General features: G+C 73.5%; 22 protein-coding genes. 20 read left to right on the forward strand and 2 right to left on the reverse strand.

The genetic code is table 11. From position 1 onward, the window contains the following. Positions 1–144 precede the first annotated feature (144 nt). Positions 145–1,386, forward strand: a complete 1,242-nt coding sequence (gene mltG / locus ACFU9E_RS31605; protein WP_380684244.1) for an endolytic transglycosylase MltG — start codon at positions 145–147, stop codon at positions 1,384–1,386. Positions 1,387–1,537: 151 nt separating this feature from the next. On the opposite strand, the gene ACFU9E_RS31610 is transcribed toward mltG (ACFU9E_RS31605), so the two are convergent. After that, entirely contained in the window at positions 1,538–2,002 is a 465-nt protein-coding gene (locus ACFU9E_RS31610) for a hypothetical protein (protein ID WP_380684243.1), read from the reverse strand. Here ACFU9E_RS31610 and mltG (ACFU9E_RS31615) point away from each other — a divergent pair. The 14 genes from mltG (ACFU9E_RS31615) (at position 1,991) to ACFU9E_RS31680 (ending at position 16,333) form a co-directional block, all read left to right on the forward strand. After that, positions 1,991–3,448 (forward strand): endolytic transglycosylase MltG, encoded by a 1,458-nt coding sequence (gene mltG / locus ACFU9E_RS31615; protein WP_380684242.1) that lies wholly within the window; start codon positions 1,991–1,993, stop codon positions 3,446–3,448. The genes ACFU9E_RS31610 and mltG (ACFU9E_RS31615) overlap by 12 nt on opposite strands. 41 nt (positions 3,449–3,489) lie before the next feature. Next, positions 3,490–4,320: a shikimate dehydrogenase gene (locus ACFU9E_RS31620; RefSeq protein WP_380684241.1), complete on the forward strand. Its 831-nt coding sequence runs from the start codon at positions 3,490–3,492 to the stop codon at positions 4,318–4,320. 217 nt (positions 4,321–4,537) lie between these two features. Beyond that, positions 4,538–5,722 (forward strand): chorismate synthase, encoded by a 1,185-nt coding sequence (aroC, locus tag ACFU9E_RS31625; RefSeq protein WP_380684240.1) that lies wholly within the window; start codon positions 4,538–4,540, stop codon positions 5,720–5,722. After that, positions 5,719–6,240, forward strand: coding sequence for a shikimate kinase (locus ACFU9E_RS31630; RefSeq protein ID WP_380684239.1), 522 nt, complete (start codon positions 5,719–5,721; stop codon positions 6,238–6,240). The genes aroC and ACFU9E_RS31630 overlap by 4 nt, the downstream gene beginning before the upstream one ends. Beyond that, positions 6,233–7,327 carry a 3-dehydroquinate synthase gene (aroB, locus tag ACFU9E_RS31635; protein ID WP_380684238.1) on the forward strand — a complete coding sequence of 365 codons (1,095 nt, stop codon included), beginning with the start codon at positions 6,233–6,235 and terminating at the stop codon, positions 7,325–7,327. The genes ACFU9E_RS31630 and aroB overlap by 8 nt, the downstream gene beginning before the upstream one ends. Next, on the forward strand, positions 7,324–7,764 hold the full coding sequence (gene aroQ / locus ACFU9E_RS31640; protein ID WP_380684237.1) for a type II 3-dehydroquinate dehydratase: 441 nt from the start codon (positions 7,324–7,326) through the stop codon (positions 7,762–7,764). Before aroB ends, aroQ begins: the two co-directional genes overlap by 4 nt. Positions 7,765–8,096: 332 nt before the next feature. Beyond that, a complete protein-coding gene (locus ACFU9E_RS31645) occupies positions 8,097–8,771 on the forward strand; it encodes an AAA family ATPase (protein ID WP_380715539.1) in 675 nt (224 codons plus the stop codon). 85 nt (positions 8,772–8,856) lie between these two features. Beyond that, the gene (locus ACFU9E_RS31650; protein WP_380684235.1) at positions 8,857–9,693 is read left to right on the forward strand and encodes an Fpg/Nei family DNA glycosylase; all 837 of its coding nucleotides are present in this window, start codon (positions 8,857–8,859) and stop codon (positions 9,691–9,693) included. Between the two features lie 64 nt (positions 9,694–9,757). Continuing rightward, complete coding sequence (locus ACFU9E_RS31655) at positions 9,758–11,761, forward strand: hypothetical protein (RefSeq protein ID WP_380684234.1); 2,004 nt, start codon at positions 9,758–9,760, stop codon at positions 11,759–11,761. 224 nt (positions 11,762–11,985) lie between these two features. Then, entirely contained in the window at positions 11,986–13,092 is a 1,107-nt protein-coding gene (locus tag ACFU9E_RS31660; protein WP_380684233.1) for a M24 family metallopeptidase, read from the forward strand. A gap of 65 nt (positions 13,093–13,157) precedes the next feature. After that, complete coding sequence (gene efp / locus ACFU9E_RS31665) at positions 13,158–13,718, forward strand: elongation factor P (protein ID WP_380684232.1); 561 nt, start codon at positions 13,158–13,160, stop codon at positions 13,716–13,718. A gap of 4 nt (positions 13,719–13,722) precedes the next feature. Beyond that, positions 13,723–14,160: a transcription antitermination factor NusB gene (gene nusB / locus ACFU9E_RS31670; protein ID WP_355375561.1), complete on the forward strand. Its 438-nt coding sequence runs from the start codon at positions 13,723–13,725 to the stop codon at positions 14,158–14,160. 160 nt (positions 14,161–14,320) lie between these two features. Next, complete coding sequence (locus tag ACFU9E_RS31675; RefSeq protein WP_380690083.1) at positions 14,321–15,160, forward strand: thioesterase family protein; 840 nt, start codon at positions 14,321–14,323, stop codon at positions 15,158–15,160. Between the two features lie 252 nt (positions 15,161–15,412). Continuing rightward, the gene (locus tag ACFU9E_RS31680) at positions 15,413–16,333 is read left to right on the forward strand and encodes a hypothetical protein (protein ID WP_380690081.1); all 921 of its coding nucleotides are present in this window, start codon (positions 15,413–15,415) and stop codon (positions 16,331–16,333) included. 209 nt (positions 16,334–16,542) lie between these two features. On the opposite strand, the gene ACFU9E_RS31685 is transcribed toward ACFU9E_RS31680, so the two are convergent. After that, positions 16,543–17,046, reverse strand: a complete 504-nt coding sequence (locus ACFU9E_RS31685; RefSeq protein WP_031072501.1) for a transcriptional regulator — start codon at positions 17,044–17,046, stop codon at positions 16,543–16,545. 329 nt (positions 17,047–17,375) lie between these two features. Between ACFU9E_RS31685 and pyrR the strand changes: the two genes are divergently transcribed. From pyrR to carA, 5 genes are read left to right on the forward strand one after another with little or no spacing between them, the layout of a single operon-like run. After that, positions 17,376–17,999, forward strand: a complete 624-nt coding sequence (gene pyrR / locus ACFU9E_RS31690) for a bifunctional pyr operon transcriptional regulator/uracil phosphoribosyltransferase PyrR (protein WP_380688171.1) — start codon at positions 17,376–17,378, stop codon at positions 17,997–17,999. A gap of 5 nt (positions 18,000–18,004) precedes the next feature. Then, positions 18,005–18,982, forward strand: coding sequence for an aspartate carbamoyltransferase catalytic subunit (locus tag ACFU9E_RS31695; protein WP_380688173.1), 978 nt, complete (start codon positions 18,005–18,007; stop codon positions 18,980–18,982). Continuing rightward, positions 18,979–20,283, forward strand: coding sequence for a dihydroorotase (locus ACFU9E_RS31700; RefSeq protein ID WP_380688175.1), 1,305 nt, complete (start codon positions 18,979–18,981; stop codon positions 20,281–20,283). Before ACFU9E_RS31695 ends, ACFU9E_RS31700 begins: the two co-directional genes overlap by 4 nt. Then, the gene (locus ACFU9E_RS31705; protein ID WP_380688177.1) at positions 20,280–20,852 is read left to right on the forward strand and encodes a hypothetical protein; all 573 of its coding nucleotides are present in this window, start codon (positions 20,280–20,282) and stop codon (positions 20,850–20,852) included. The genes ACFU9E_RS31700 and ACFU9E_RS31705 overlap by 4 nt, the downstream gene beginning before the upstream one ends. Beyond that, on the forward strand, positions 20,849–22,006 hold the full coding sequence (gene carA, locus ACFU9E_RS31710) for a glutamine-hydrolyzing carbamoyl-phosphate synthase small subunit (RefSeq protein ID WP_380688179.1): 1,158 nt from the start codon (positions 20,849–20,851) through the stop codon (positions 22,004–22,006). The genes ACFU9E_RS31705 and carA overlap by 4 nt, the downstream gene beginning before the upstream one ends. Positions 22,007–22,091 lie beyond the last annotated feature (85 nt).

Genomic DNA, 22,091 nt, shown 5'->3' on the forward strand with positions numbered 1-22,091 from the left:
CGGGGCGTGTGCGGGTGGGGGGGGGGGGGGCGCGGGATGTTTGACCCCTCCGGCGGGGGCGGGGGCGGGCGCCCCCCCCCCCCCGCACCCCTCTGCCGTTGCCGTCGTTCCGCGTGCCACGCGGACCGCCGAGGGGACGCCGCCGTGACCGATCTGGACCTCACACCCGGCCTGAGCCCCGGCCACCTCGGTGCGCCGGCGACCGAACCGGAGGGCCGCCCGCCGGGCGCGCCCGCCCCGCGCCCCGATGCGCCGGATCCACGCCGACGGCGCAACGGACTGGCCTGTCTGCTGACCGCGCTCTCGCTGATCGCCGTGTTCGGCGGGATCGGGCTGGCCGGGTTCAGCTGGATCCAGGGGCAGCGCAAGCCGCCGGCCGCCGCCGACTACGCGGGCAACGGGTCCGGCTCGGTGCAGGTGTCCGTGCCGGAGGGCGCCGGGCTCAGCCAGATCGCCTCGGCGCTGGTGCGCAACGGCGTGGTGGCCAGCTCGCTCGCCTTCACCCGGGCCGCCCGGGGCAGTGCGGCGGCGGCCGGGCGGATCCAGCCCGGCACCTACACGCTGCGGCTCAAGATGTCGGCGGCGGCGGCGCTGGCCGTGCTGATCGACCCGGCCAACGCCAACGGCCTGACCATTCCCGAGGGATGGCGCGGCAGCCAGATCTACGCGGCGATCGACAAGAAGCTCCAGCTCCCGGCGGGCACCGCGGAGCGGACGGTCAAGGAGCAGGCCGCCGAGCTGGGCCTGCCGGAGAGCGCCAACGGCGTCCCCGAGGGCTACCTGTTCCCCGCGACGTACGCCGTCACCGACGACACCACCGCCGTCGACCTGCTGAAGCAGATGGTCGACCGGGCGGGCAAGGAGTACGCCCGGGACGACGCGGAGGTCGTGGCGACCAACCTCGGGCAGTCGCTGTACGGGCTGGTGACCATCGCCAGCATGGTGCAGGGGGAGGCCGACAACCCCGAGGACATGGCGAAGGTCGCGCGGGTGATCTACAACCGGCTGGCCAGGAACATGCCGCTGCAGCTGGACTCCACCATCAACTACGCGATGGGGCGCTCCACGCTGAACACCAGCGTCACCGACACCCGGCTCGACTCCCCGTACAACACCTACAAGCACGCGGGGCTGCCGCCGACGCCGATCTCCAACCCGGGGCGGCAGGCGATCATGGCGGCCGTGGACCCGGCGCCGGGGGACTGGCTCTACTTCGTGACCGTGAAGCCGGGGGACACCCGGTTCACCGACAGCTTCGAGGTGCAGCAGAAGAACGTCGCGGAGTTCAACGCCAACCGGGCCTCGCCGAGCGCCCCGGCGTCGGCGACCGGCTCGGCCCCGGCCTCCGCCTCCCCGCCCGCTCCGGCCTCGCCGGGGGCGCCGTAGCGGGCGGGCGGCGCCCCGATCGGGCACCTGACTGCGGTACGGTAGCGTCTCCGTCCAGGTGTTGCGCTAGCACGCCGGTTCGACAAGCAGCCGGGACGCCGTCCCGGGCGACCGGGCCGATCCTCCGGTCGTCTCCGTCGGTATAAGGGGATCAATGACCGATCTGGGTCGGGGCTACGGCCCCCAGGGCTCCGAGCCGTGGAATCCGGGAGACCCCGGGTACGGCGGTCAGCAGCCGGTCCCCGGCTCGCAGGACGGGCAGTGGCAGCAGCATCCCCAGCAGTCCCAGCAGCAGTACGGCGGTCAGCAGGGCTACCCCCAGCAGCAGATGCCGCAGCAGGGCATGGACCAGCAGGGCGTGAACCCGCAAGGCATGAACCCGCAGGGCATGGGCGGCCAGCAGCAGTACGGCGGTGAGCAGGGGTACCCGCAGCAGCAGGTGCCGCAGCAGGGCTATCCGCAGCAGCAGGGCTTCCCGCAGCAGGGTGTGGGGGGTCAGCAGGGCTATCCCCAGCAGCAGATGGCGCAGCAGGGCATGGGCGGCCAGCCGGGCATGGGCCAGCAGCCGTTCGGCGGCCAGCAGCAGGGGTATCCGCAGCAGGGCATGCCGCAGCACGGTGCGCCCCAGCAGGGCGTTCCCCAGCAGGCCGTTCCGCAGCAGGGCGGGCCGCAGCAGGCCGTTCCGCAGCAGGGCGCTCCGGCGCGGCAGGATCAGCAGCCGGCCGCCGGGCAGCCCTCCGGCCCCGGTCCGGACGGCATCGACTGGGAGGCGGAAGCCGCCGCGCTGGAGGCCGGCGCCGACCCGGTCGCGCCCGCCGACGGCGGTGAGCACGTCGAGGCCGAGTGGGACGGTCACGAGGGCGAGTACGCCGAGGACGAGTACCACGAGGACGGCGCGGACGGGGACGGGCACGGCGGCTTCCTCGGCGAGGAGGACGACTCCCGCGAGGCGAAGAAGAAGCGCAAGGAGAAGGGCAAGAAGTCGGGCCGGCGCAACGGCGGCGCCTGCCTGGTGGTCGCCCTGGTGCTGCTCGGCGCCATGGGTGGCGCGGGCTGGTTCGGCTACGGCTTCTACAAGGACCACTTCGGCCCGGCGCCGGACTTCCCCGGCCCGGGTTCCGGCTCGGTCAACGTGGAGATCAAGCAGGGCGCGGCTGGCAGCCAGATGGGTGCGGCGCTGAAGCAGGCCGGCGTGGTGAAGAGCATCGACGCCTTCAGCGCGGCCTGCGACAAGAACGTGAAGTGCTCCACCATCCAGCCGGGTGCCTACAGCATGCCGAAGGAGATGTCCGCCGAGGGGGCCGTGCAGTTCCTGGTGGACGCCAACGGCGGCGAGAAGCTGATCATCCGGGAGGGCCTGACCTCCATCGCCACCTACGGCCTGATCGACGACCGGCTGAAGCTGCCCAAGGGCACCACCGCCAACGTCGCCAAGGAGCAGATCAACAACCTCGGCCTGCCCGCGTACGCGAAGGGCAACATCGAGGGCTTCCTCTGGCCGACCCGCTACTCGATCACCGAGGGCATGAAGCCCGAGGACCTGCTCAAGCAGATGGTCAAGAACGCGGTGGAACGCTACTCGGGGCTGGACGCGGAGGCGTCGAAGATCGGCCTCAAGTCCGGCTACGAGGTGGTCATCGAGGCGAGCATCCTGCAGGCCGAGGGCAACAACAAGGACGACTTCGCCAAGATGGCCAAGACCATCCAGAACCGGTTGGCCGACAAGGGCAAGGTCAACGGCAAGCTGGGCATGGACACCACGCTGCAGTACGCGCTGGGCACCAAGAACCTGGACAAGAAGGACATCAACGACGGCTCCAACCCGTACAACACGTACATCAACCCGGGCCTGCCGCCGACGCCGATCTCCAACCCGGGCGACGACGCGCTCAAGGCGACGCTGAACCCGGCGGACGGCAAGTGGCTGTACTTCATCGCGATGTCGCCGACCTCGACCCTGTTCGCGGAGACGGACACGGAGCACGCCAACAACGTCAAGGCGTACTGCACGGCGGCGGGCCAGAAGTTCGACCCGGTCGCCATCCACTGCACCACCAAGTGACCGACCGCCCCAGCGGGGCCGGACCGGGAGAGAGCACCAGCGTGACCAGCAAGCACCGGGCCGCCGTCCTCGGCTCGCCGATCGCCCATTCGCTGTCGCCCGCCCTGCACCGGGCCGCCTTCGCGGCGCTCGGCCTGGACGGCTGGCGTTACGACCGCTTCGAGGTGGACGAGGCCGGGCTGCCCGGCTTCGTCGCCGGGCTGGACGAGGCCGAGTGGGCGGGCTGCTCGCTCACCATGCCGCTCAAGCGGGCGGTCATCCCGCTGCTCGACGAGGTGAGCGCCACCGCCCGGTCGGTCGAGGCGGTGAACACCCTGGTGTTCACCGCCGACGGGCGCAGGGTCGGGCACAACACCGACGTGCCCGGGCTGGTCAACGCGCTGCGCGAGCGCGGCATCACCGAGGTGCCGTCCGCCGCGGTGCTCGGCGCCGGGGCCACCGCCTCCGCGGCGCTGGCCGCGCTGGCCCGGCTCGGGGCCCACGAGGTCACCGTCCACGTCCGCAGCCCCGAGCGGGCCCGGGAGATGGCGGAGCTCGGGGAGCGGCTCGGCGTGGCGGTGCGGACCGCCGACTGGGCGCGCGGCGCCGAGGCGCTGGCCCACCCGCTCACCGTGGCCACCACCCCGGCCGGGGCCACCGACGGTTTCGCCGGCGACCTCCCCGCCGAGCCGGGCGCGCTCTTCGACGTGCTGTACCACCCGTGGCCGACCAAGCTGGCCGGCGCGTGCGCCGAGCGCGGGGCGACCGTGCTGGGCGGGCTCGACCTGCTGGTGCACCAGGCGGTACTGCAGAGCGAGCTCTTCACCGGGCGCGCCCCGGGGCCGCTGGCGGCGATCCGCGCCGCCGGCGAGGCCGCGCTCGCAGCGGGCTGAGGCGGCGCGAGGCGGCCGTCCGAGGCGGCCCCGGGATCGGGAGCGGTCGTGTCAGGGGCATGCCGACCAGCCATTCCCGTCCGCCGGTCGGCCGAATGCTGTCCGGTGACCGGACTCCGCGGCCGGTCGGCCGGTGCGGCATGAAAGGATTCGGGGAGAAGGCAAGCCCGGGCGGGTGGCGGCAGCGCCGCGCCGGTCCGCTGATGAAGGAGCTCCGTTGGGTACGTTGCGCTGGCTGACGGCGGGGGAGTCGCACGGCCCCGCACTCGTCGCGACGCTGGAGGGCCTGCCCGCCGGTGTACCGGTCACCACCGCCATGGTGGCCGACGCGCTGGCGCGCCGCCGGCTCGGCTATGGTCGCGGCGCACGGATGAAGTTCGAGCAGGACGAGGTGACCTTCCTCGGCGGTGTCCGGCACGGCCTCAGCATGGGCAGCCCGGTCGCCGTCATGGTGGGCAACACCGAGTGGCCGAAGTGGGAGCAGGTCATGTCGGCCGACCCGGTCGACCCCGAGGTGCTCGCCGGTCTCGCCCGCAACGAGGCGCTGACCCGTCCGCGCCCCGGCCACGCCGACCTGGCCGGCATGCAGAAGTACTCGATCGACGAGGCCCGCCCGATCCTGGAGCGCGCCAGCGCCCGGGAGACCGCGGCCCGCGTCGCGCTCGGCGCCGTCGCCCGCTCCTACCTCAAGGAGACCTGCGGCATCGAGATCGTCAGCCACGTGGTCGAGCTGGCCGCCGCCAAGGCCCCGGCCGGCGTGCTGCCGCTGCCCGCCGACGAGGCGAAGCTGGACGCCGACCCGGTGCGCTGCCTGGACGCCGACGCCTCGAAGGCGATGGTCGCCGAGATCGACCAGGCCCACAAGGACGGCGACACCCTCGGCGGCGTCGTCGAGGTGCTCGCCTACGGCGTCCCGGTCGGCCTCGGCTCGCACGTCCACTGGGACCGCCGGCTGGACGCCCGCCTCGCCGCCGCGCTGATGGGCATCCAGGCGATCAAGGGCGTCGAGGTCGGCGACGGCTTCGAGCTGGCCCGCGTCCCCGGCTCGTTGGCGCACGACGAGATCGTGCCGACCCCCGAGGGCGCCAAGCGCGTCTCCGGCCGCTCCGGCGGTACCGAGGGCGGCCTGTCCACCGGCGAGCTGCTGCGGGTGCGCGCCGCGATGAAGCCGATCGCGACCGTCCCGCGCGCGCTGCGCACCCTCGACGTGCGCACCGGCGAGCCGGCCAAGGCCCACCACCAGCGCTCCGACGTCTGCGCGGTGCCGGCGGCCGGCATCGTCGCCGAGGCGATGGTCGCCCTGGTGCTCGCCGACGCGGTCAACGAGAAGTTCGGTGGCGACCACGTGTCGGAGACCCGGCGCAACGTCCGGAGCTACCTCGACCACCTGATCGTCCGATGACCTCACCGGCCATTGTGCTGGTCGGCCCGCCCGGCAGTGGCAAGTCCACCGTCGGGCGGGTCCTCGCCGAGCGCCTCGGCGTCGGCTTCCGCGACACCGACGCGGACATCGAGGAGCAGGCCGGCAAGCCGATCCCGGACATCTTCGTCGACGAGGGCGAGCCGCACTTCCGCGCCCTGGAGACGGCCGCGGTGCGGACCGCCGCGTCGAGCCACCCCGGCGTGCTCGCGCTCGGCGGCGGCGCGGTGATGGCCGGGCCCACCCGTGAACTGCTGCGCCCCCTGCCGGTGGTGTTCCTGGAGGTGCCGCTCGCCGACGCGGTCAAGCGGGTCGGCCTGGACGCCCCCCGGCCGCTGCTGGCGGTCAACCCGCGGGCCCGCTGGCGCGAGCTCATGGAGGCCCGCCGCCCCCTCTACCTGGAGGTGGCCACCGCCGTCGTCGACACCGCCGGCCGCACCCCCGAGCAGGTCGCGGACGCCGTACTGGAAGCACTGGAGCTGAAGACCCCCCATGACTGACACCGACACCGTCCGGATTCACGTCGGCGGCAGCGCCGGCCACGACCCGTACGACGTGCTGATCGGGCACCAGCTGCTCGGCGAGCTGGCGCCGCTGATCGGGACCCGGGCCCGGCGGGTGGCGATCATCCACCCCGAGGCGCTGTCCGCCACCGCCGACGCGATCCGCGAGGACCTGGCGGGCGAGGGCTACGAGGCGATCGCCCTCCAGGTGCCCAACGCCGAGGAGGCGAAGAGCGCCGAGGTGGCCGCGTACTGCTGGTCGGTGCTCGGGCAGACCGGGTTCACCCGCACCGACGTGGTCGTCGGCCTCGGCGGCGGCGCCACCACCGATCTGGCCGGCTTCGTCGCCGCCACCTGGCTGCGCGGGGTCCGCTGGATCTCCATGCCCACCACGCTGCTCGGCATGGTCGACGCGGCGGTCGGCGGCAAGACCGGCATCAACATCGCCGAGGGCAAGAACATGGTCGGCGCCTTCCACCCCCCGGTGGGCGTGCTGGCCGACCTCGCGACCCTGGACACCGTGCCCCGGCACGACTACGTCTCCGGCCTCGCCGAGGTCGTCAAGTGCGGCTTCATCGCCGACCCGGTCATCCTCGACCTGATCGAGGCCGACCCGGAGGGCGCCAAGACCCCGGCCGGGCCGCACACCGTCGAGCTGATCCGGCGCGCCATCCAGGTCAAGGCGGACGTCGTCTCCGGCGACCTCAAGGAGTCCGGGCGCCGCGAGATCCTCAACTACGGCCACACCCTCGGCCACGCCATCGAGCGCAACGAGCGCTACAAGTGGCGGCACGGCGCGGCCATCTCGATCGGCATGGTGTTCGCCGCCGAACTCGGCCGGCTGGCCGGGCGGCTGGACGACGAGACCGCCGACCGGCACCGCACCGTGCTCGCCTCGGTCGGCCTGCCGCTCAGCTACCGCGCGGACGCCTGGCCCAAGCTGCTGGACGCCATGAAGATCGACAAGAAGTCGCGCGGCGACCTCATCCGCTTCATCGTGCTGGACGGCCTCGGCAAGACCTCCGTGCTGGAGGGCCCCGACCCGTCCCTGCTGGTGGCGGCCTACGCGGAGGTGTCCTCGTGACCCGGGTGCTGGTGCTCAACGGCCCCAACCTCGGCCGGCTCGGCAGCCGCGAGCCCGACGTCTACGGCTCCACCTCGTACGCCGGGCTGGTCGAGCGCTGCACGGCGCTCGGCAAGGAGCTGGGCTTCGAGGTCGAGGTGCACGAGACCAACTCCGAGCAGACCATGGTCGAGTGGCTGCACGAGGCCGCCGACGGCCGGGTGCCGGTGGTGATCAACCCGGGCGCGTTCACCCACTACTCCTACGCGATGCGGGACGCCGCCGCGCAGCGCACCGCGCCGCTGATCGAGGTGCACATCTCCAACCCGTACGCCCGGGAGACCTTCCGGCACACCTCGGTGATCTCCGCGGTGGCCTCGGGCACGATCGCCGGGTTCGGGATCGGCTCGTACGAGCTCGCGCTGCGGGCGCTGGCCGACCAGCTCGCGTCGGGCTGACGGGGGCGTCGGTGCCCCTCGGTTCCCGGCCGGGGCGGTGACCAGCGGTGGTGCGGCGGCGGACTGTGTCCACCGCCGCACCGGCGTGTAGTGTCCCCGCTGAGGGAAGTCGGGAGGTGGCCGTGACGCAGTACACCGGGGGTGGGCCCGTTCCCCCGCGTCCCGTCGCTCCGCCGGTCCCGGGGGCTCCGGGGGGCCCGGCAGCCCCGGCGTATCCCGTGCCCGGGTCCGCGTCCTCGTCGTCCGGCCCGCCGACCGTTCCGGTACCGGTCGTCCCACCGGTCGCGCCGGCTCCCGTGCCCCCGTCCGCACCCGTGCCGGCGTCCGCACCCGTGCCGGTGCCCGTTCCGGCGTCCGCGCCGGTGCCCGCCGGTTCCACCGGCCACTTCGTGCTGCCGTCCGGCGCGCCCGTCCAGCTGCCCGCCCGGCCGCCGCAGCAGCACGCGGCCACCGGGCCGATCGCGGTGCTGCTGATCGGCCCGGCCGGCGCCGGAAAGACCACCGTCGCCCGCTACTGGGCCGAGCGGCGCCCCACGCCGACCGCGCACATCAGCCTCGACGACGTCCGCGAATGGGTGCAGTCCGGCTTCGCCAACCCGCAGTCCGGCTGGAACAACGCCTCCGAGGCGCAGTACCGGCTGGCCCGCCGCACCTGCGGCTTCGCCTGCCGCAACTACCTCGCCAACGGCATCTCCTGCATCATCGACGACGCCGTCTTCCCCGACCGCCCGGCCATCGGCCTCGGCGGCTGGAAGCGGCACATCGGGCCCGGCATGATCCCGGTGGTGCTGCTGCCCAGCCTGGACTCGGTGCTCGGCCGCAACGCCCGGCGCAGCGGCAACCGCCGGCTCGGCGACGAGGAGGTCGCCCGGATCCACGGCCGGATGGCCGGCTGGTACAACTCCGGCCTGCCGATCATCGACAACTCCCACCTCGACGTCGCCGCCACGGCCGCCGAACTCGACCGGGTGATCCTGGCCCGGCTGATGGGCATCCCGGTGCGCTGAGCGGCTCCGCGGGCCCGGCCGGACTGTCGGTGCCGGCTGCGATGATGGACGGGTCCTGAACGATCCACCGGGGGGAGCCGCGCCCGTGCCGGAAGGCCACATCATCCACCGCCTCGCCGCCGAGAACCACCGTGCCTTCGGCGGCCGGCCGGTCCGCGCCAGCAGCCCGCAGGGCCGCTTCGCGGACGGCGCCAAGCTGATCGACGGGCGGGAGCTGGTCGCGGCCGAGGCCACCGGCAAGCACCTCTTCCTCGGCTTCGGCGAGGACGCCTGGGTGCACGTCCACCTCGGCCTGTACGGCGGCTTCACCTTCGGCGCGACCGCCGACGGCCCGGTGCCCGAGCCGGTCGGCCTGGTCCGGCTGCGCCTGGAGAACGACGAGCACTACGCCGACCTGCGCGGCCCCAACACCTGCGCGCTGATCACCGACGCCGAGAAGGCCGCCGTCGCCGCCCGCCTCGGCCCTGACCCGCTGCGCGCCGACGCCGACCCGGACGCCGCCTGGCGGCGGATAGCCGGCAGCCGGACGACGGTCGCCGCCCTGCTGATGGACCAGAAGGTGCTCGCCGGCGTCGGCAACGTCTACCGCGCCGAGGTGCTGTTCCGCCACGGCATCGACCCGCAGCTGCCCGGCCGCGCCCTGCGCCGCGCCGAGTGGGACGCGGTCTGGGCCGACCTGGTCACCCTGATGCGCGAGGGCGTGGGCGCCGGCCGCATCGACACCGTCCGCCCCGAGCACACCCCCGAGGCGATGAACCGCCCGCCCCGCGTCGACGACCACGGCGGCGAGGTCTACGTCTACCGCCGCGCCGGTCAGCCCTGCCTGATCTGCGCCACCGACATCCGCACCGAACAGCACGCCTCCCGCAACCTCTTCTGGTGCCCCACCTGCCAGCCACCCCACCCCGACAGCACCACCTGACGCCACCTCAACTCCCGCCGTAGGCTGGGGCCCGGCACTCGGACGGGGTGGAGGGAGCGCTCGGATGACGGAAAGCCACCGGACGGTCAACACCGTGTCGGGCACGGTCCACGGCACGGTGATGCAGGCCGACACGATCGTCATGGCGGCGCCCGGGATCGGCGTGCCGCGGCAGATCCGCGGCCCGCGCCGGGCCTTCGTCAACCGGGAGGGCGAATTCGCCCGCCTGGAGGCCGTGCTGGGTCGGTTGGACGACGTCCGCCCGACCGTCGTGGCCTTCACCGGCCTCGGCGGTGTCGGCAAGACCGAACTGATCGCCCAGTTCGCGGCCCGGTCCACGGCGCACTTCCCGGGCGGCCAGCTGTACGCCGACCTCGCCGCCCACCGGCGCCTCGACGGGGTGGACCTCGGCGAGGTGCTCGGCGGCTTCCTGCGCGGGTTCGGGCTTCCGTTCGTGCCGGACGCACCGGCCGAACGGGCCGCGGCGTTCCGTTCCGTGACGGCGGCCGGGCGTGAGGTGCTGGTCTTCCTGGACAACGTCGAGCACGCCGCCGAGGTCCGGGCGCTGCTGCCGGCCACCGGACTGCTGGTGGCGGCGGGCCGACGGCGGCTGCCCGGGCTGGCGCTGGACGGCGCCGAGGTGATGCGCCTCGACCCGCTCTCGACCGGCGCCGGAAGCGAGCTGGTCCGCGGCTGGCTGGGCCCGGACCGGGGGACGGACGCCGAACTGGAGCGGCTGGTCGAGTTCTGCGGCGGCCTGCCGCTGGCACTGAACGCTGTGGGCTTCCGGCTGCTCGACCGCGAGGAACTCCGGGTGAGTCAGGTACTGGCCGAACTGACCGACAAGGAGCACGGATTGTCATCCCTGAGCAACGAGGAGGGCGCGGTCGGGGACGTCCTCGACACCGTCCACCGGCGGCTGCCCGAGCACACCCTTCAGTTCTACCGGCTGCTGGGTGTCAACCCCGGCCCGGTGGTCTCGGCCGAGCTGGCCGAGGCGGTGGGGGTGCCGCGGGTGGCGGACGGTCTGGCGGACCTCCGCTCGGCGCACCTGCTGGACGACGTCGCGGAGGAGGGGCCGGAGTGCCGCTACCGCGCCCACGACCTGGTCCGGCTGCACGCGGTCGGGGCGGTCCACGAGTTCCCCGGCCGGCTGGAGCTGCTGGCCCGGATCGTCGCCTACTACCGCGGCCGCGCGGCGCTGGCCGACCGGGCGATCGGCGACCGCTTCCGGCTCCAGGAGAGGGGTGAGGAGACGGCGCTGCCCGGGTTCGGGTCGGGAACCGACGCGCTGGAGTGGCTGCAGAGCGAGCGGGCCAACCTGCTGGGGGCCGTCCGGGCCGCCGCCGAGCAGGGGTGGCACGGCGAGGTGTGGCGGCTGTGCGAGTCGCTCTGGCCGCTCTACCACGGGCGCAAGCACTACGGCGACTGGGTCGAGAGCCATCTGCTCGGCATCGAGGCGGCCCGGTCGGACGGCCGGCCGGACGCCGTGATCCGGATGCGCAACCAACTCGGGCGCGCCTACTACGAGCGCGCCCAGTACCCGCTCGCCACCGAGCAGTTGGCGGCCGCGACGGCCCTGCTGCCGGAGGTGGACGAGCCGCGGCTGGCCGGCGTGCTGTGGGAGACCGACGGCCTGCTCTGCCTCGCCGACGGGAGGCCGCAGCGGGCCGTGGACCTGTTCACGCTCGCCCGGCGGGCCAACGAGGGCGACCCGCACGGCGTGGTGGTGCAGGGCTACAACCTCGCCCAGGCCCTGGTGGCCGCCGGGCGGGCGGAGGAGGCGCTGGCCGTGCTCCGGGACGCCACCGCACTGGCCGGTCAGGAGGACGACGCCCCGATGCTGATGCGCCTGCCGCTGGTCGAGGCCCTGGCCGAGCGGGCGCTGAACCGGCCCGAGGCGGCGGTCGGCGCGGCGGAGCGGAGCGCCGGGCGGGCCCGGGAACTGGGCCAGTCGAAGAAGGAGGAAGCCGCCCGGGCACTGCTCGTCGAGCTCGCGGAGGACCTCGGGGACCCGGCCCTGGCCGACCGCAACCGCGCCCGCCTACGGGAGCTGCGAGGCCACTGACCGGGCGGGCGGAGCGGCCCGGTGGCCCGCATGGGAAGTCGGACGGGCCGACTTCCCGGCCCCCGCGACGGGGCGAGTGCCGTCGTTCCGAGGGAGCCTGTCCGCCGTCGCCCGTGGCACGGGGGAGATCGGTACGTGCTCCGGGAACGGTGACCGGGATCGGCCGCGGCCCGGGTGGGGGCGTTCGGCGGGCGGATCGGGGGATGGGTTCGTAGGCTCGACGCATGGCTGATGCGTACGCGGGCCGCCGGGAGCGGTTGCGGGAGCACTGTGGTGCGTCCGGGGCCGACGCGGCGCTGATCACCAGGGCGGCGAACGTGCGGTACCTGACCGGGTGCCCGCCGTGCGGGGCGTCGCTGTTGCTGACCCGGGACCGGGTGCTGCTCGCGCTGCCGGACGACCTGCCGCCGGACGATACGGGGGAGCACCTGATCGCCCCTGCGGTGACCCGGGTGCCGGTGGTGGCCGGGGCGGACACCGCGCTGGCCGCGGCGTCCGCGGCGGCGCGGCTGGGGGTGGCGGGGCTGGCGGTGGAGGAGCACGATCTGACGGTCACCCGGCACCGGGCGGTGGCCGGGCTGGCCGAGGGGGTGCGGCTGGTGGACGTGGGGCAGGCGGTGGAGCGGTTGCGGGTGGTCAAGGACGAGCACGAGATCGCCGACCTGCGGATCGCCGCGGAGATCGCCGACCAGGCGCTCGGCGAGTTGCTGGAGTCGATCCTGGTCGGCCGCACCGAGCGGCACCTGGCGATGGAGCTGGAGCGCCGGATGATCGACCACGGCGCGGACCGGGCGGCGTTCCCGGTCTCGGTCGGCACCGGGAGCCACTCCGGGCAGCCGGCGCACCAGCCGACCGACCGGCGGGTGGAGGAGGGCGACTTCCTGACGGTGGTGCTCGGTGCGCAGTACCGGGGCTACGGGGTGTCCACCGCCCGGACCTTCGTGATCGGGGCGGCCCCGGCGCCCTGGCAGGTCGAGCTGCACCGGCTGGTGTTCCGTGCCCAGCGGGCCGGGCGGGAGGCGCTCGGGCCGGGGGTCGAACAGTGCGTGCCCGACCGGGCCGCGCGGGAGATCCTCCGGGCCGCCGGGCACACCGAGGGCTCGCCGCACCCGGTCGGCCACGGCATCGGCCTGGAGATCCGGGAGGCCCCGCGCCTCGGCCCCACGGACATGGGTAAACTGGACAGCCGCGTACCGGTCACCGTCGGCCCGGGGGTCCACCTCCCGGGGCGGGGCGGGGTCCGGATCGAGGACACGCTCGTCGTGCGCCCCCTGGATGAGGGCGGGCCCGAGCTGCTCACCATCACCACCAAGGAGCTCCTCGCCCTGTGAGGCAGTTGCGCACAGGACGCGACCCCTTGGTTCCTTGACAGCTATATCCAGGAGTAAGTGCGCCCGTGGCTTCCACGAACGATCTCAAGAACGGCATGGTCCTCAACCTGGACGGCAAGCTCTGGTCCGTCGTCGAGTTCCAGCACGTCAAGCCCGGCAAGGGCCCGGCCTTCGTGCGCACCAAGCTCAAGGAGGTCCTCTCGGGCAAGGTCGTCGACAAGACCTTCAACGCCGGTGTGAAGGTCGAGACCGCCAACGTCGACAAGCGCACCATGCAGTTCTCGTACAAGGACGGCGAGAACTTCGTGTTCATGGACATGGACACCTACGACCAGCTGGCCATCGAGCCGGGCGTGGTCGGCGACGCCGCCAAGTACCTGCTGGAGGGCTTCGACGCCCTGGTGGCCCAGCACGACAACAAGCCGCTGTACGTCGAGCTCCCGGCCGCGGTCGAGCTGCTCATCGCCGAGACCGAGCCGGGCGTCCAGGGCGACCGCTCCACCGGTGGCACCAAGCCGGCGAAGCTGGAGACCGGCGCCGAGATCCAGGTGCCGCTGTTCGTCACCACCGGCGAGAAGGTCAAGGTCGACACCCGCGACGGCAGCTACCTCGGCCGGGTGAAGTAAGTCCGTGTCGTCCGCACGTACCAAGGCCCGCACGCGAGCCTTCCAGATCCTGTTCGAGGCCGATCACCGCGGGGTCGACCCGCTGACGGTCCTCGCCGACTGGGTGGCCCGGGCCCGGGAGCCCAAGCCGGACGAGGGCACCCCGCAGGTCGGCGAGTACACCATGGAGCTGGTCGAGGGCTACGTCCAGCACGCCCGCCGGATCGACGAGCTGATCTCGCAGTACGCGGTCGGCTGGACGCTCGACCGGATGCCGATCGCAGACCGCAACGTCCTGCGGCTCGGCGCGTACGAGCTGATCTGGGAGGACCGCGTCCCCGACGCGGTCGTCGTGGACGAGGCCGTGGAGATCGCCAAGGAGTACTCCACCGACGACTCCCCGGCGTTCGTCAACGGCCTGCTGGCCCGCTTCATGGAGCTGAAGCCCAGCATCCGCCGCTGACCCCGCGCGCACCGCGCAGACGGCCGCCGGACCGGAAACGGTCCGGCGGCCGTCGTGCGTGTTCATCCGGGCGGCGTATGGTGTGCCTACTCGCCAGTAACCTGGTGCGCCGACGGCCCGCGCCCTCGGCGACCCCCGCAGCGAAGGGCAGGCCACCCCCATGACGACGGTGATCCGCAGCGAGTTCGACCAGGGCATCGCTCTCACCCCGCACCCGGACGAGGCCGGCCGGTACGACGGCGAACTCGGCGCCGGCTGGCAGATCGGCGGCGGCGTCAACGGCGGACTGCTGCTGGCCGTGGCCGGCCACGCGCTCTCGCTGGCGCACACCGCGCGCCCGGAGAGCGCCGGCCACGCCGACCCGGTCTCGATCAGCGGCTACTACCTCTCCGCCGCCGTCCCCGGTCCGGCCACCGTGCGCACCGAGGTGATCCGCACCGGCCGCTCGCTGTCCACCGGCACCGCCGCGCTCAGCCAGGACGGCGTGGAGCGGCTGCGGGTGGTCGCCAGCCACGGAGACCTCGCCGCCCACGACGGCGAGGTGCGCACCAGCGCCGTTCCGCCGCAGCTGCCGCCGCCGGACCAGTGCATCGGTGTCGAGCACGCGCCCAAGGAGCTGCTCACCCAGGCCGCGCTGCTGGAGCGGTTCGACATGCGGCTGGATCCGGCGACCGTCGGCTGGGCGCTCGGGCAGCCCTCCGGCACCGGCCGGATCCAGGGCTGGTTCCGGCTCGCCGACGGCCGCAGCCCCGACCCGCTGCTGCTCCTGCTGGCCGCCGACGCGCTGCCGCCGGTCACCTTCGACCTGGGCATGCCCGGCTGGGCGCCGACCGTCGAGCTGACCGTGCACCTGCGCGCCAAGCCCGCGCCGGGCTGGCTGCGGCTCGTGCACGCCACCCGGAACGTGGCGGGCGGGTACTTCGAGGAGGACGCCGAGGTGTGGGACGAGACCGGCCGCCTGGTCGCCCAGTCGCGCCAGCTGGCCCGGCTGCCGCGGTAGGGGCACGCCGGGGCGAGCCGGGGAGGCGTGAGCGGGCGTGCACGCCCAGTAACGGGTGCGCCGCGCGTGGGGCGGGAGCGCGGGGCGCGGGCGTCGGGCCGCACAACCGTGCGTGACTCCAAACACCTGCTTCACCCTCGGTTACAGTCCTGTGACACGTCGTACGTGTGCGCCACGCGGGGCGGGGGAGGACAAGGTCGGCGGTACCACCCGCCGCCGCCCCGCCCCGCCCGCCCCGTCCGAGGAGCCCCGATGAGCCGCAACGGCCGCGCCCGCCGCACCCCCGACTGCACCGCCTCGGGTTCCCGCCCCCGGCTCCGCGCGCGGGCCGCCGCCGACCGCGACGGGGCCTGCGAGCGGCAGCGTGCCGAGGGCGCCGGCCAGGCCTTCGTGATCGGCGTGCTCACCAGCCCCGCGGACTTCGAACGGGCCCGCGCCTGGGGGCTGTCCGACGCGGCCGACCACGAGCAGTACCTCGCCGAGACCGCCGAGCTGCTGGCCGACGCCCGGCACCGCTTCGACACCGTCCGGGCCCGGATGTTCCACCCGCAGGACTTCGCCGAGTTCTGCCTGCTGCACGGCCTCGACCCGGCCGAGCCGGCCGCCCGCGACCGCTACCTGGTCAACCCGCCGCTGCGCACCCAACTGCTCGCCTACCAGGGCGAGGAGCTGGCCGGCGACTTCGTCCCCCGGCTGGTCCGGGCCCGGGAGAACGGCCTGACCCTGCGCCACGCCGACCTGCTGCTCGACGGCCGGCTCTACGGGGAGCGCGACGACGCCGTGCGCGGTGCCTACGAGCGGGGCGCCGAGGTGTTCCGCCGGATGCTGCTCGGCGCCGGCAGCGGGGTCTACGAGCTGCGCCTGTCGGTGGACGCGCCCGGCGGGCGGCTGGCCGCGGCCGCCCGGGTGCTCCAGTGGGAGGACGGCGTCGTCCGGATCAACGACGAGGACCTCGAACTGCTCTGCGCGGTGCTCTGCGCCGGACTGGCCCGTGAGCTGCCCGGCCTCGCGGTGCTGCACGGCGCCCAGGGGTCGGCGGCGGCCTGCGGCGAGTACCGGCCGACGGCCTGGGCCTGGGCCAGCGAGGGCCGGGTCTGGGCGCCCGCCGAGGGGCCGGTGCGGCTGGACGGGGTGGCCGCCGAGCCGGGGTACCGGCTGGAGACGGTCTGCTGAGCGTCCCGGAGCGCGGTTCCGGAGCGCGCCGCGGCGCGGCACCCCTCGCGGGGGCCGCGCCGTGACGTTTCTGCTGTTGTCGGCTGCCAGGATCCCGCCGTCGGCGGTCCGCCGTCAGGAGCCTGCCGTCGGTGGTCGGCCGTCAGCGGTCCGCCGCCCCGCGAGGGGAAACCGGCGGGGAGGGCCGACGGGAGCCGGTACGGCGAGCCTCAGCTCGCCTCCTCCTCGCGCACCGCACGGCGCGCGTCGGGGTTGAGCACGCCCCAGGAGATCAGCTGCTCGGTGAGGATGGACGGCGACTGGTCGTAGATCACGGCCAGCGTGCGCAGGTCGTCCTGGCGGATCGACAGCACCTTGCCGTTGTAGTCGCCGCGCTGGCTCTGGATGGTCGCCGCGTAGCGCTGCAGCGGGCCGGCCTTCTCGGACGGGACCTGGGTCAGTCTCTCCAGGTCCAGGACCAGGCGGGGCGGCGGCTCGGCCGCGCCGCCGGGGGTGCCGCCGGGCAGCAGCTCCTGCACCGGGACCCCGTAGAACTCAGCCAGTTCGGCCAGCCGCTGCACGGTGACCGCACGGTCGCCGCGCTCGTACGAGCCGACGACGACTGCCTTCCAGCGCCCCTGGGACTTCTCCTCGACACCGTGCAGGGAGAGCCCCTGCTGGGTGCGGATGGCTCGGAGCTTGCCTCCGAGCTGCTTCGCGTAGTCGCTGGACATTGATCTCCCCGGACGAGATTGCTTCGCGTTCAGTGGTGGGTCACGGGCGATGTGCCGACGCCGCTACCGGTGGGTTCGACGTCCGTCTCGTAACTCACTGTGAGGTTACGTAGAGTGAGGTAGTTGCGTCAAGCCGAATGGGGCAGTCGTGCGAATGGGCCGCATCACCGGTGCGTCCGGTGCGTGAACCGCAGGGAGCGGAATGATGGCCGTCGGTTGGCCACAAATGACGCTGTAGGATGACCGGAGCCCGCGCCGCAGTCAGGCCGGGTGTCCCAGACATCCTTTAAGGCCCGTCCAGTGAGGCGGGGAAGGAGGTCCGCTTCGGCATGACCGCACACCAGGAAACCACGCCGCGGCCGCCGCACCAGGTGCTGGACGGCACGGACATCGCCCGGGTCATCACCCGGATAGCGCACGAGATCGTCGAGCGCGCCAAGGGCGCCGAGGACGTCGTGCTGCTCGGCATTCACACCAGAGGCGTCCATCTCGCCCGCCGGCTGCACACCCGGCTCGCCCAGATCACCGGGCGCGACATCCCGCTCGGCACCCTGGACATCACCATGTACCGGGACGATCTGCGGCTGAAGCCCGCCCGCGCGCTGGAGCACACCGAGATCCCGCCCGGCGGCATCGACGGCCGGCTCGTCGTCCTCGTCGACGACGTGCTCTTCTCCGGCCGCACCATCCGCGCCGCGCTGGACGCCCTCAACGACATCGGCCGCCCCCGCGCCGTCCAGCTCGCCGTCCTCGTCGACCGGGGCCACCGCGAGCTGCCCATCCGCGCCGACTACGTGGGCAAGAACCTGCCCACCTCGCTGCGCGAAGCCGTCCAGGTGCGCCTGGCCGACCGCGACGGTGTCGACGCCGTGCTCGTCGGCGACCGCGATTTCGCGGCGCGCTCCTCCCAGGCCCTGGCCGCCCAGTCCACCGAACCGCACCTCCCGGAGTAGCCCGCGTGAAGCGCCACCTCGTGTCCGCAGCCGATCTCAGCCGCGACGACGCGCTGCTCATCCTGGACACCGCCGAGGAACTCGCCCAGCTCTCCGGCCGGGCCGTCAAGAAGCTCCCCACCCTGCGCGGCCGGACCGTCGTCAACCTGTTCTTCGAGGACTCCACCCGGACCAAGACCTCCTTCGAGGTCGCCGAGAAGCGGCTCTCCGCCGACGTCATCAACTTCTCCGCCAAGGGCTCCTCGGTCTCCAAGGGCGAGAGCCTCAAGGACACCGCCCTCACCCTGCAGGCGATGGGTGCCGACGCCGTCGTCATCCGCCACCACGCCTCCGGCGCGCCGGCCCGCCTGGCGCAGTCCGACTGGCTGCACGGCAGCGTCATCAACGCCGGTGACGGCACCCACGAGCACCCCACCCAGGCGCTGCTCGACGCCTTCACCATCCGCCGCCACCTCAACCCGGGCGCCGGCAACGACCTCGCGGGGCGGCGGGTGACCATCGTCGGCGACATCCTGCACAGCCGGGTCGCCCGCTCCAACGTCCACCTGCTCACCACGCTCGGCGCCGAGGTCACCTTCGTCGCCCCGCCGACCCTGCTGCCGATCGGCATCGAGAACTGGCCCTGCGAGGTCAGCTACGACCTGGAGCGGGTGCTCCCCAAGACCGACGCGCTGATGATGCTCCGGGTGCAGCGCGAGCGGATGAACGCCGCGTTCTTCCCCACCGAGCGCGAGTACACCCGCCGCTACGGCCTGGACGGCGTCCGGATGGCCCAGCTGCCCGAGCACGGCATCGTCCTGCACCCCGGCCCGATGGTCCGCGGCATGGAGATCACCGCCGAGGTGGCCGACTCCCCGCGCTGCACCGTGGTCGAGCAGGTCGCCAACGGCGTCTCCATCCGGATGGCCGTGCTCTACCTGCTGCTCGGCGGAGCCACCCTCACCGACACCCCCCGCACCGATTCCGTGGAGACCGCTCAGTGACCACCTACCTGATCCGCAACGCCCAGATCCTCGGCGGGGCCCCGCAGGACCTCCACCTCGCCGACGGTGTGATCCGGGCGATCGGCACCGACCTGGTCGCCGAGGCCGACATCGAGATCGACGCCACCGGCCTGATCGTGCTGCCCGGCCTGGTCGACCTGCACACCCACCTGCGCGAGCCGGGCCGGGAGGACGCCGAGACCGTCCTCACCGGCACCCAGGCGGCGGCCAAGGGCGGCTTCACCGCCGTCCACGCCATGGCCAACACCTTCCCGGTGGCCGACACCGCCGGCGTGGTCGAGCAGGTCTGGCGCCTCGGCCAGGAGTCCGGCTACTGCGACGTGCAGCCGGTCGGCGCCGTCACCGTCGGCCTGGAGGGCAAGAAGCTCGCCGAGCTCGGCGCCATGCACGACTCCGCGGCCGGCGTCCGGGTCTTCTCGGACGACGGCAAGTGCGTCGACGACGCGGTGATCATGCGCCGCGCCCTGGAGTACGTGAAGGCCTTCGACGGCGTCGTCGCCCAGCACGCCCAGGAGCCGCGGCTCACCGAGGGCGCCCAGATGAACGAGGGCCAGGTCTCCGGCGAGCTGGGCCTGGGCGGCTGGCCGGCCGTCGCCGAGGAGGCGATCATCGCCCGCGACGTGCTGCTCGCCGCGCACGTCGGCTCCCGGCTGCACGTCTGCCACCTCTCCACCGCCGGCTCGGTCGAGATCGTCCGCTGGGCCAAGAGCAAGGGCTGGGACGTCACCGCCGAGGTCACCCCGCACCACCTGCTGCTGACCGACGAGCTGGTCCGCTCCTACGACCCGGTCTACAAGGTCAACCCGCCGCTGCGCACCGCCGAGGACGTCCAGGCGCTGCGCAAGGCGCTGGCCGACGGCACCATCGACGCCGTCGCCACCGACCACGCGCCGCACCCGGCCGAGGACAAGGACTGCGAGTGGGCCGTGGCCGCGATGGGCATGGTCGGCCTGGAGACCGCGCTGTCCGTGGTGCAGCAGACCATGGTCGAGACCGGCCTGCTGAACTGGGAGGGCGTCGCGGACCGGATGTCGCACCGCCCGGCCCGGATCGGCCGACTCACCGGGCAGGGCCGCCCGGTCTCGGTGGGTGAGCCCGCCAACCTGGTGCTGTTCGATCCCGCGTACCGTGGTGCCGTGAACCCCGACAGCTTCGCCACCCGCTCCCGCAACACCCCCTACAAGGGCCTCGACCTGCCCGGACGGGTGCACGCCACCTTCCTGCGCGGCACCGCCACCGTGCTGGCCGGTGAACTGGTCGAGCAGGGCGGGCTCGCGTGAGCTCCGTGGCCCTGCTGGCCCAGGAGCAGGCCAGGGTCACCAACTGGCCCGGCTACCTCGGCTGGACGGTCGGCCTGCTGCTGGTCATCGGCCTGGTCTACTGGCTGATGCGCCAGGGCTGGAACTGGCGGCGCACCCTGCAGTCCGGCATCCCCCCGCTGCCGGCCGTGCCGGAACGGGCCGGGCGGACCATCCTGGAGACCAGTGGCCGGTACCACGGCACCACGACCGCGGGGAACTGGCTGGACCGGGTCGTCGCGCACGGCCTGGGCACCCGCAGCCGCGCCGATCTGACCCTCGGCGAGCACGGCCTGCTGGTGCAGCGCCCCGGTGACGTCGACTTCTGGATCCCCGCCGAGCACCTGACCGGTGCCCGGACGGACTCCGGGATCGCCGGCAAGGTCGTTCCCTCCGGGATCCTGGTCGTCACCTGGACGCACGAGGGCACCGAGCTGGACTCCGGGTTCCGGGCCGACCACCCCGATGAGCACACCGGCTGGGTCGAGGCGATCACCCAGCTCACAGCAACACGTACGACGACGAAGAAGACGGAAGAGGCCGCGTCATGACCGCACCTGCCCCCACCACGCAGCGCCAACGGCGGGAGCGCGTCCCTGCCGTGCTCGTCCTGGAGGACGGCCGGACCTTCCGCGGCCAGGCCTACGGCGCGACCGGCGAGACCTACGGCGAGGCGGTCTTCAACACCGGCATGTCCGGTTACCAGGAGACCCTGACCGACCCGTCGTACCACCGTCAGGTGGTCGTGATGACCGCTCCGCAGATCGGCAACACCGGCTGGAACGACGAGGACGACGAGTCCAAGCAGATCTGGGTCGCCGGGTACGTCGTGCGCGACCCCGCCCGGGTCGCCTCCAACTGGCGCTCGCGCCGCTCGCTGGACGAGGAGCTGGCAGCCCAGGGCGTCGTCGGCATCAGCGGCATCGACACCCGGGCGCTCACCCGCCACCTGCGCGAGCGCGGCGCCATGCGCTGCGGCATCTTCTCCGGCCAGACGCTCGCCGAGCCGGCCGCGCTGCTCGCCAAGGTGCAGTCCTCGCCCGAGATGAAGGGCGCCGACCTGTGCGCCGAGGTGGCCACCACCGAGGCGTACGTGGTGCCGGCGGTCGGTGAGAAGAAGTTCACCGTCGCCGCCCTGGACCTCGGCATCAAGGCGATGACCCCGCAGCGGATGGCCGAGCGCGGCATCGAGGTGCACGTGCTGCCGGCCAACGCCACCCTGGAGGACGTCTACGCGGTCAACCCCGACGGCGTGTTCTTCTCCAACGGCCCGGGCGACCCGGCCACCGCCGACCACCAGGTCGCCGTGGCGCAGGGCGTGCTGGAGCGCAAGACCCCGTTCTTCGGGATCTGCTTCGGCAACCAGATCCTCGGCCGGGCGCTGGGCTTCGGCACCTACAAGCTCAAGTACGGCCACCGCGGCATCAACCAGCCGGTCCAGGACCGCACCACCGGCAAGGTGGAGGTCACCGCGCACAACCACGGCTTCGCCGTGAACGCGCCGCTGGACAAGGTCAGCGACACGCCGTACGGGCGGGTCGAGGTCTCCCACGTCTGCCTCAACGACGACGTGGTCGAGGGCCTCCAGGCTCTCGACGTGCCCGCCTTCAGCGTGCAGTACCACCCCGAAGCGGCTGCCGGCCCGCACGACGCGGCCTACCTCTTCGACCGTTTCGTGAAGCTCATGGAGGGCCAGCGTGCCTAAGCGCACTGACATCAAGTCCGTCCTGGTGATCGGTTCCGGTCCGATCGTGATCGGTCAGGCCGCCGAGTTCGACTACTCGGGCACG

The organism is Kitasatospora sp. NPDC057595, from assembly GCF_042800875.1.
In the GTDB taxonomy this organism is placed as follows: Bacteria; Actinomycetota; Actinomycetes; order Streptomycetales; family Streptomycetaceae; genus Kitasatospora.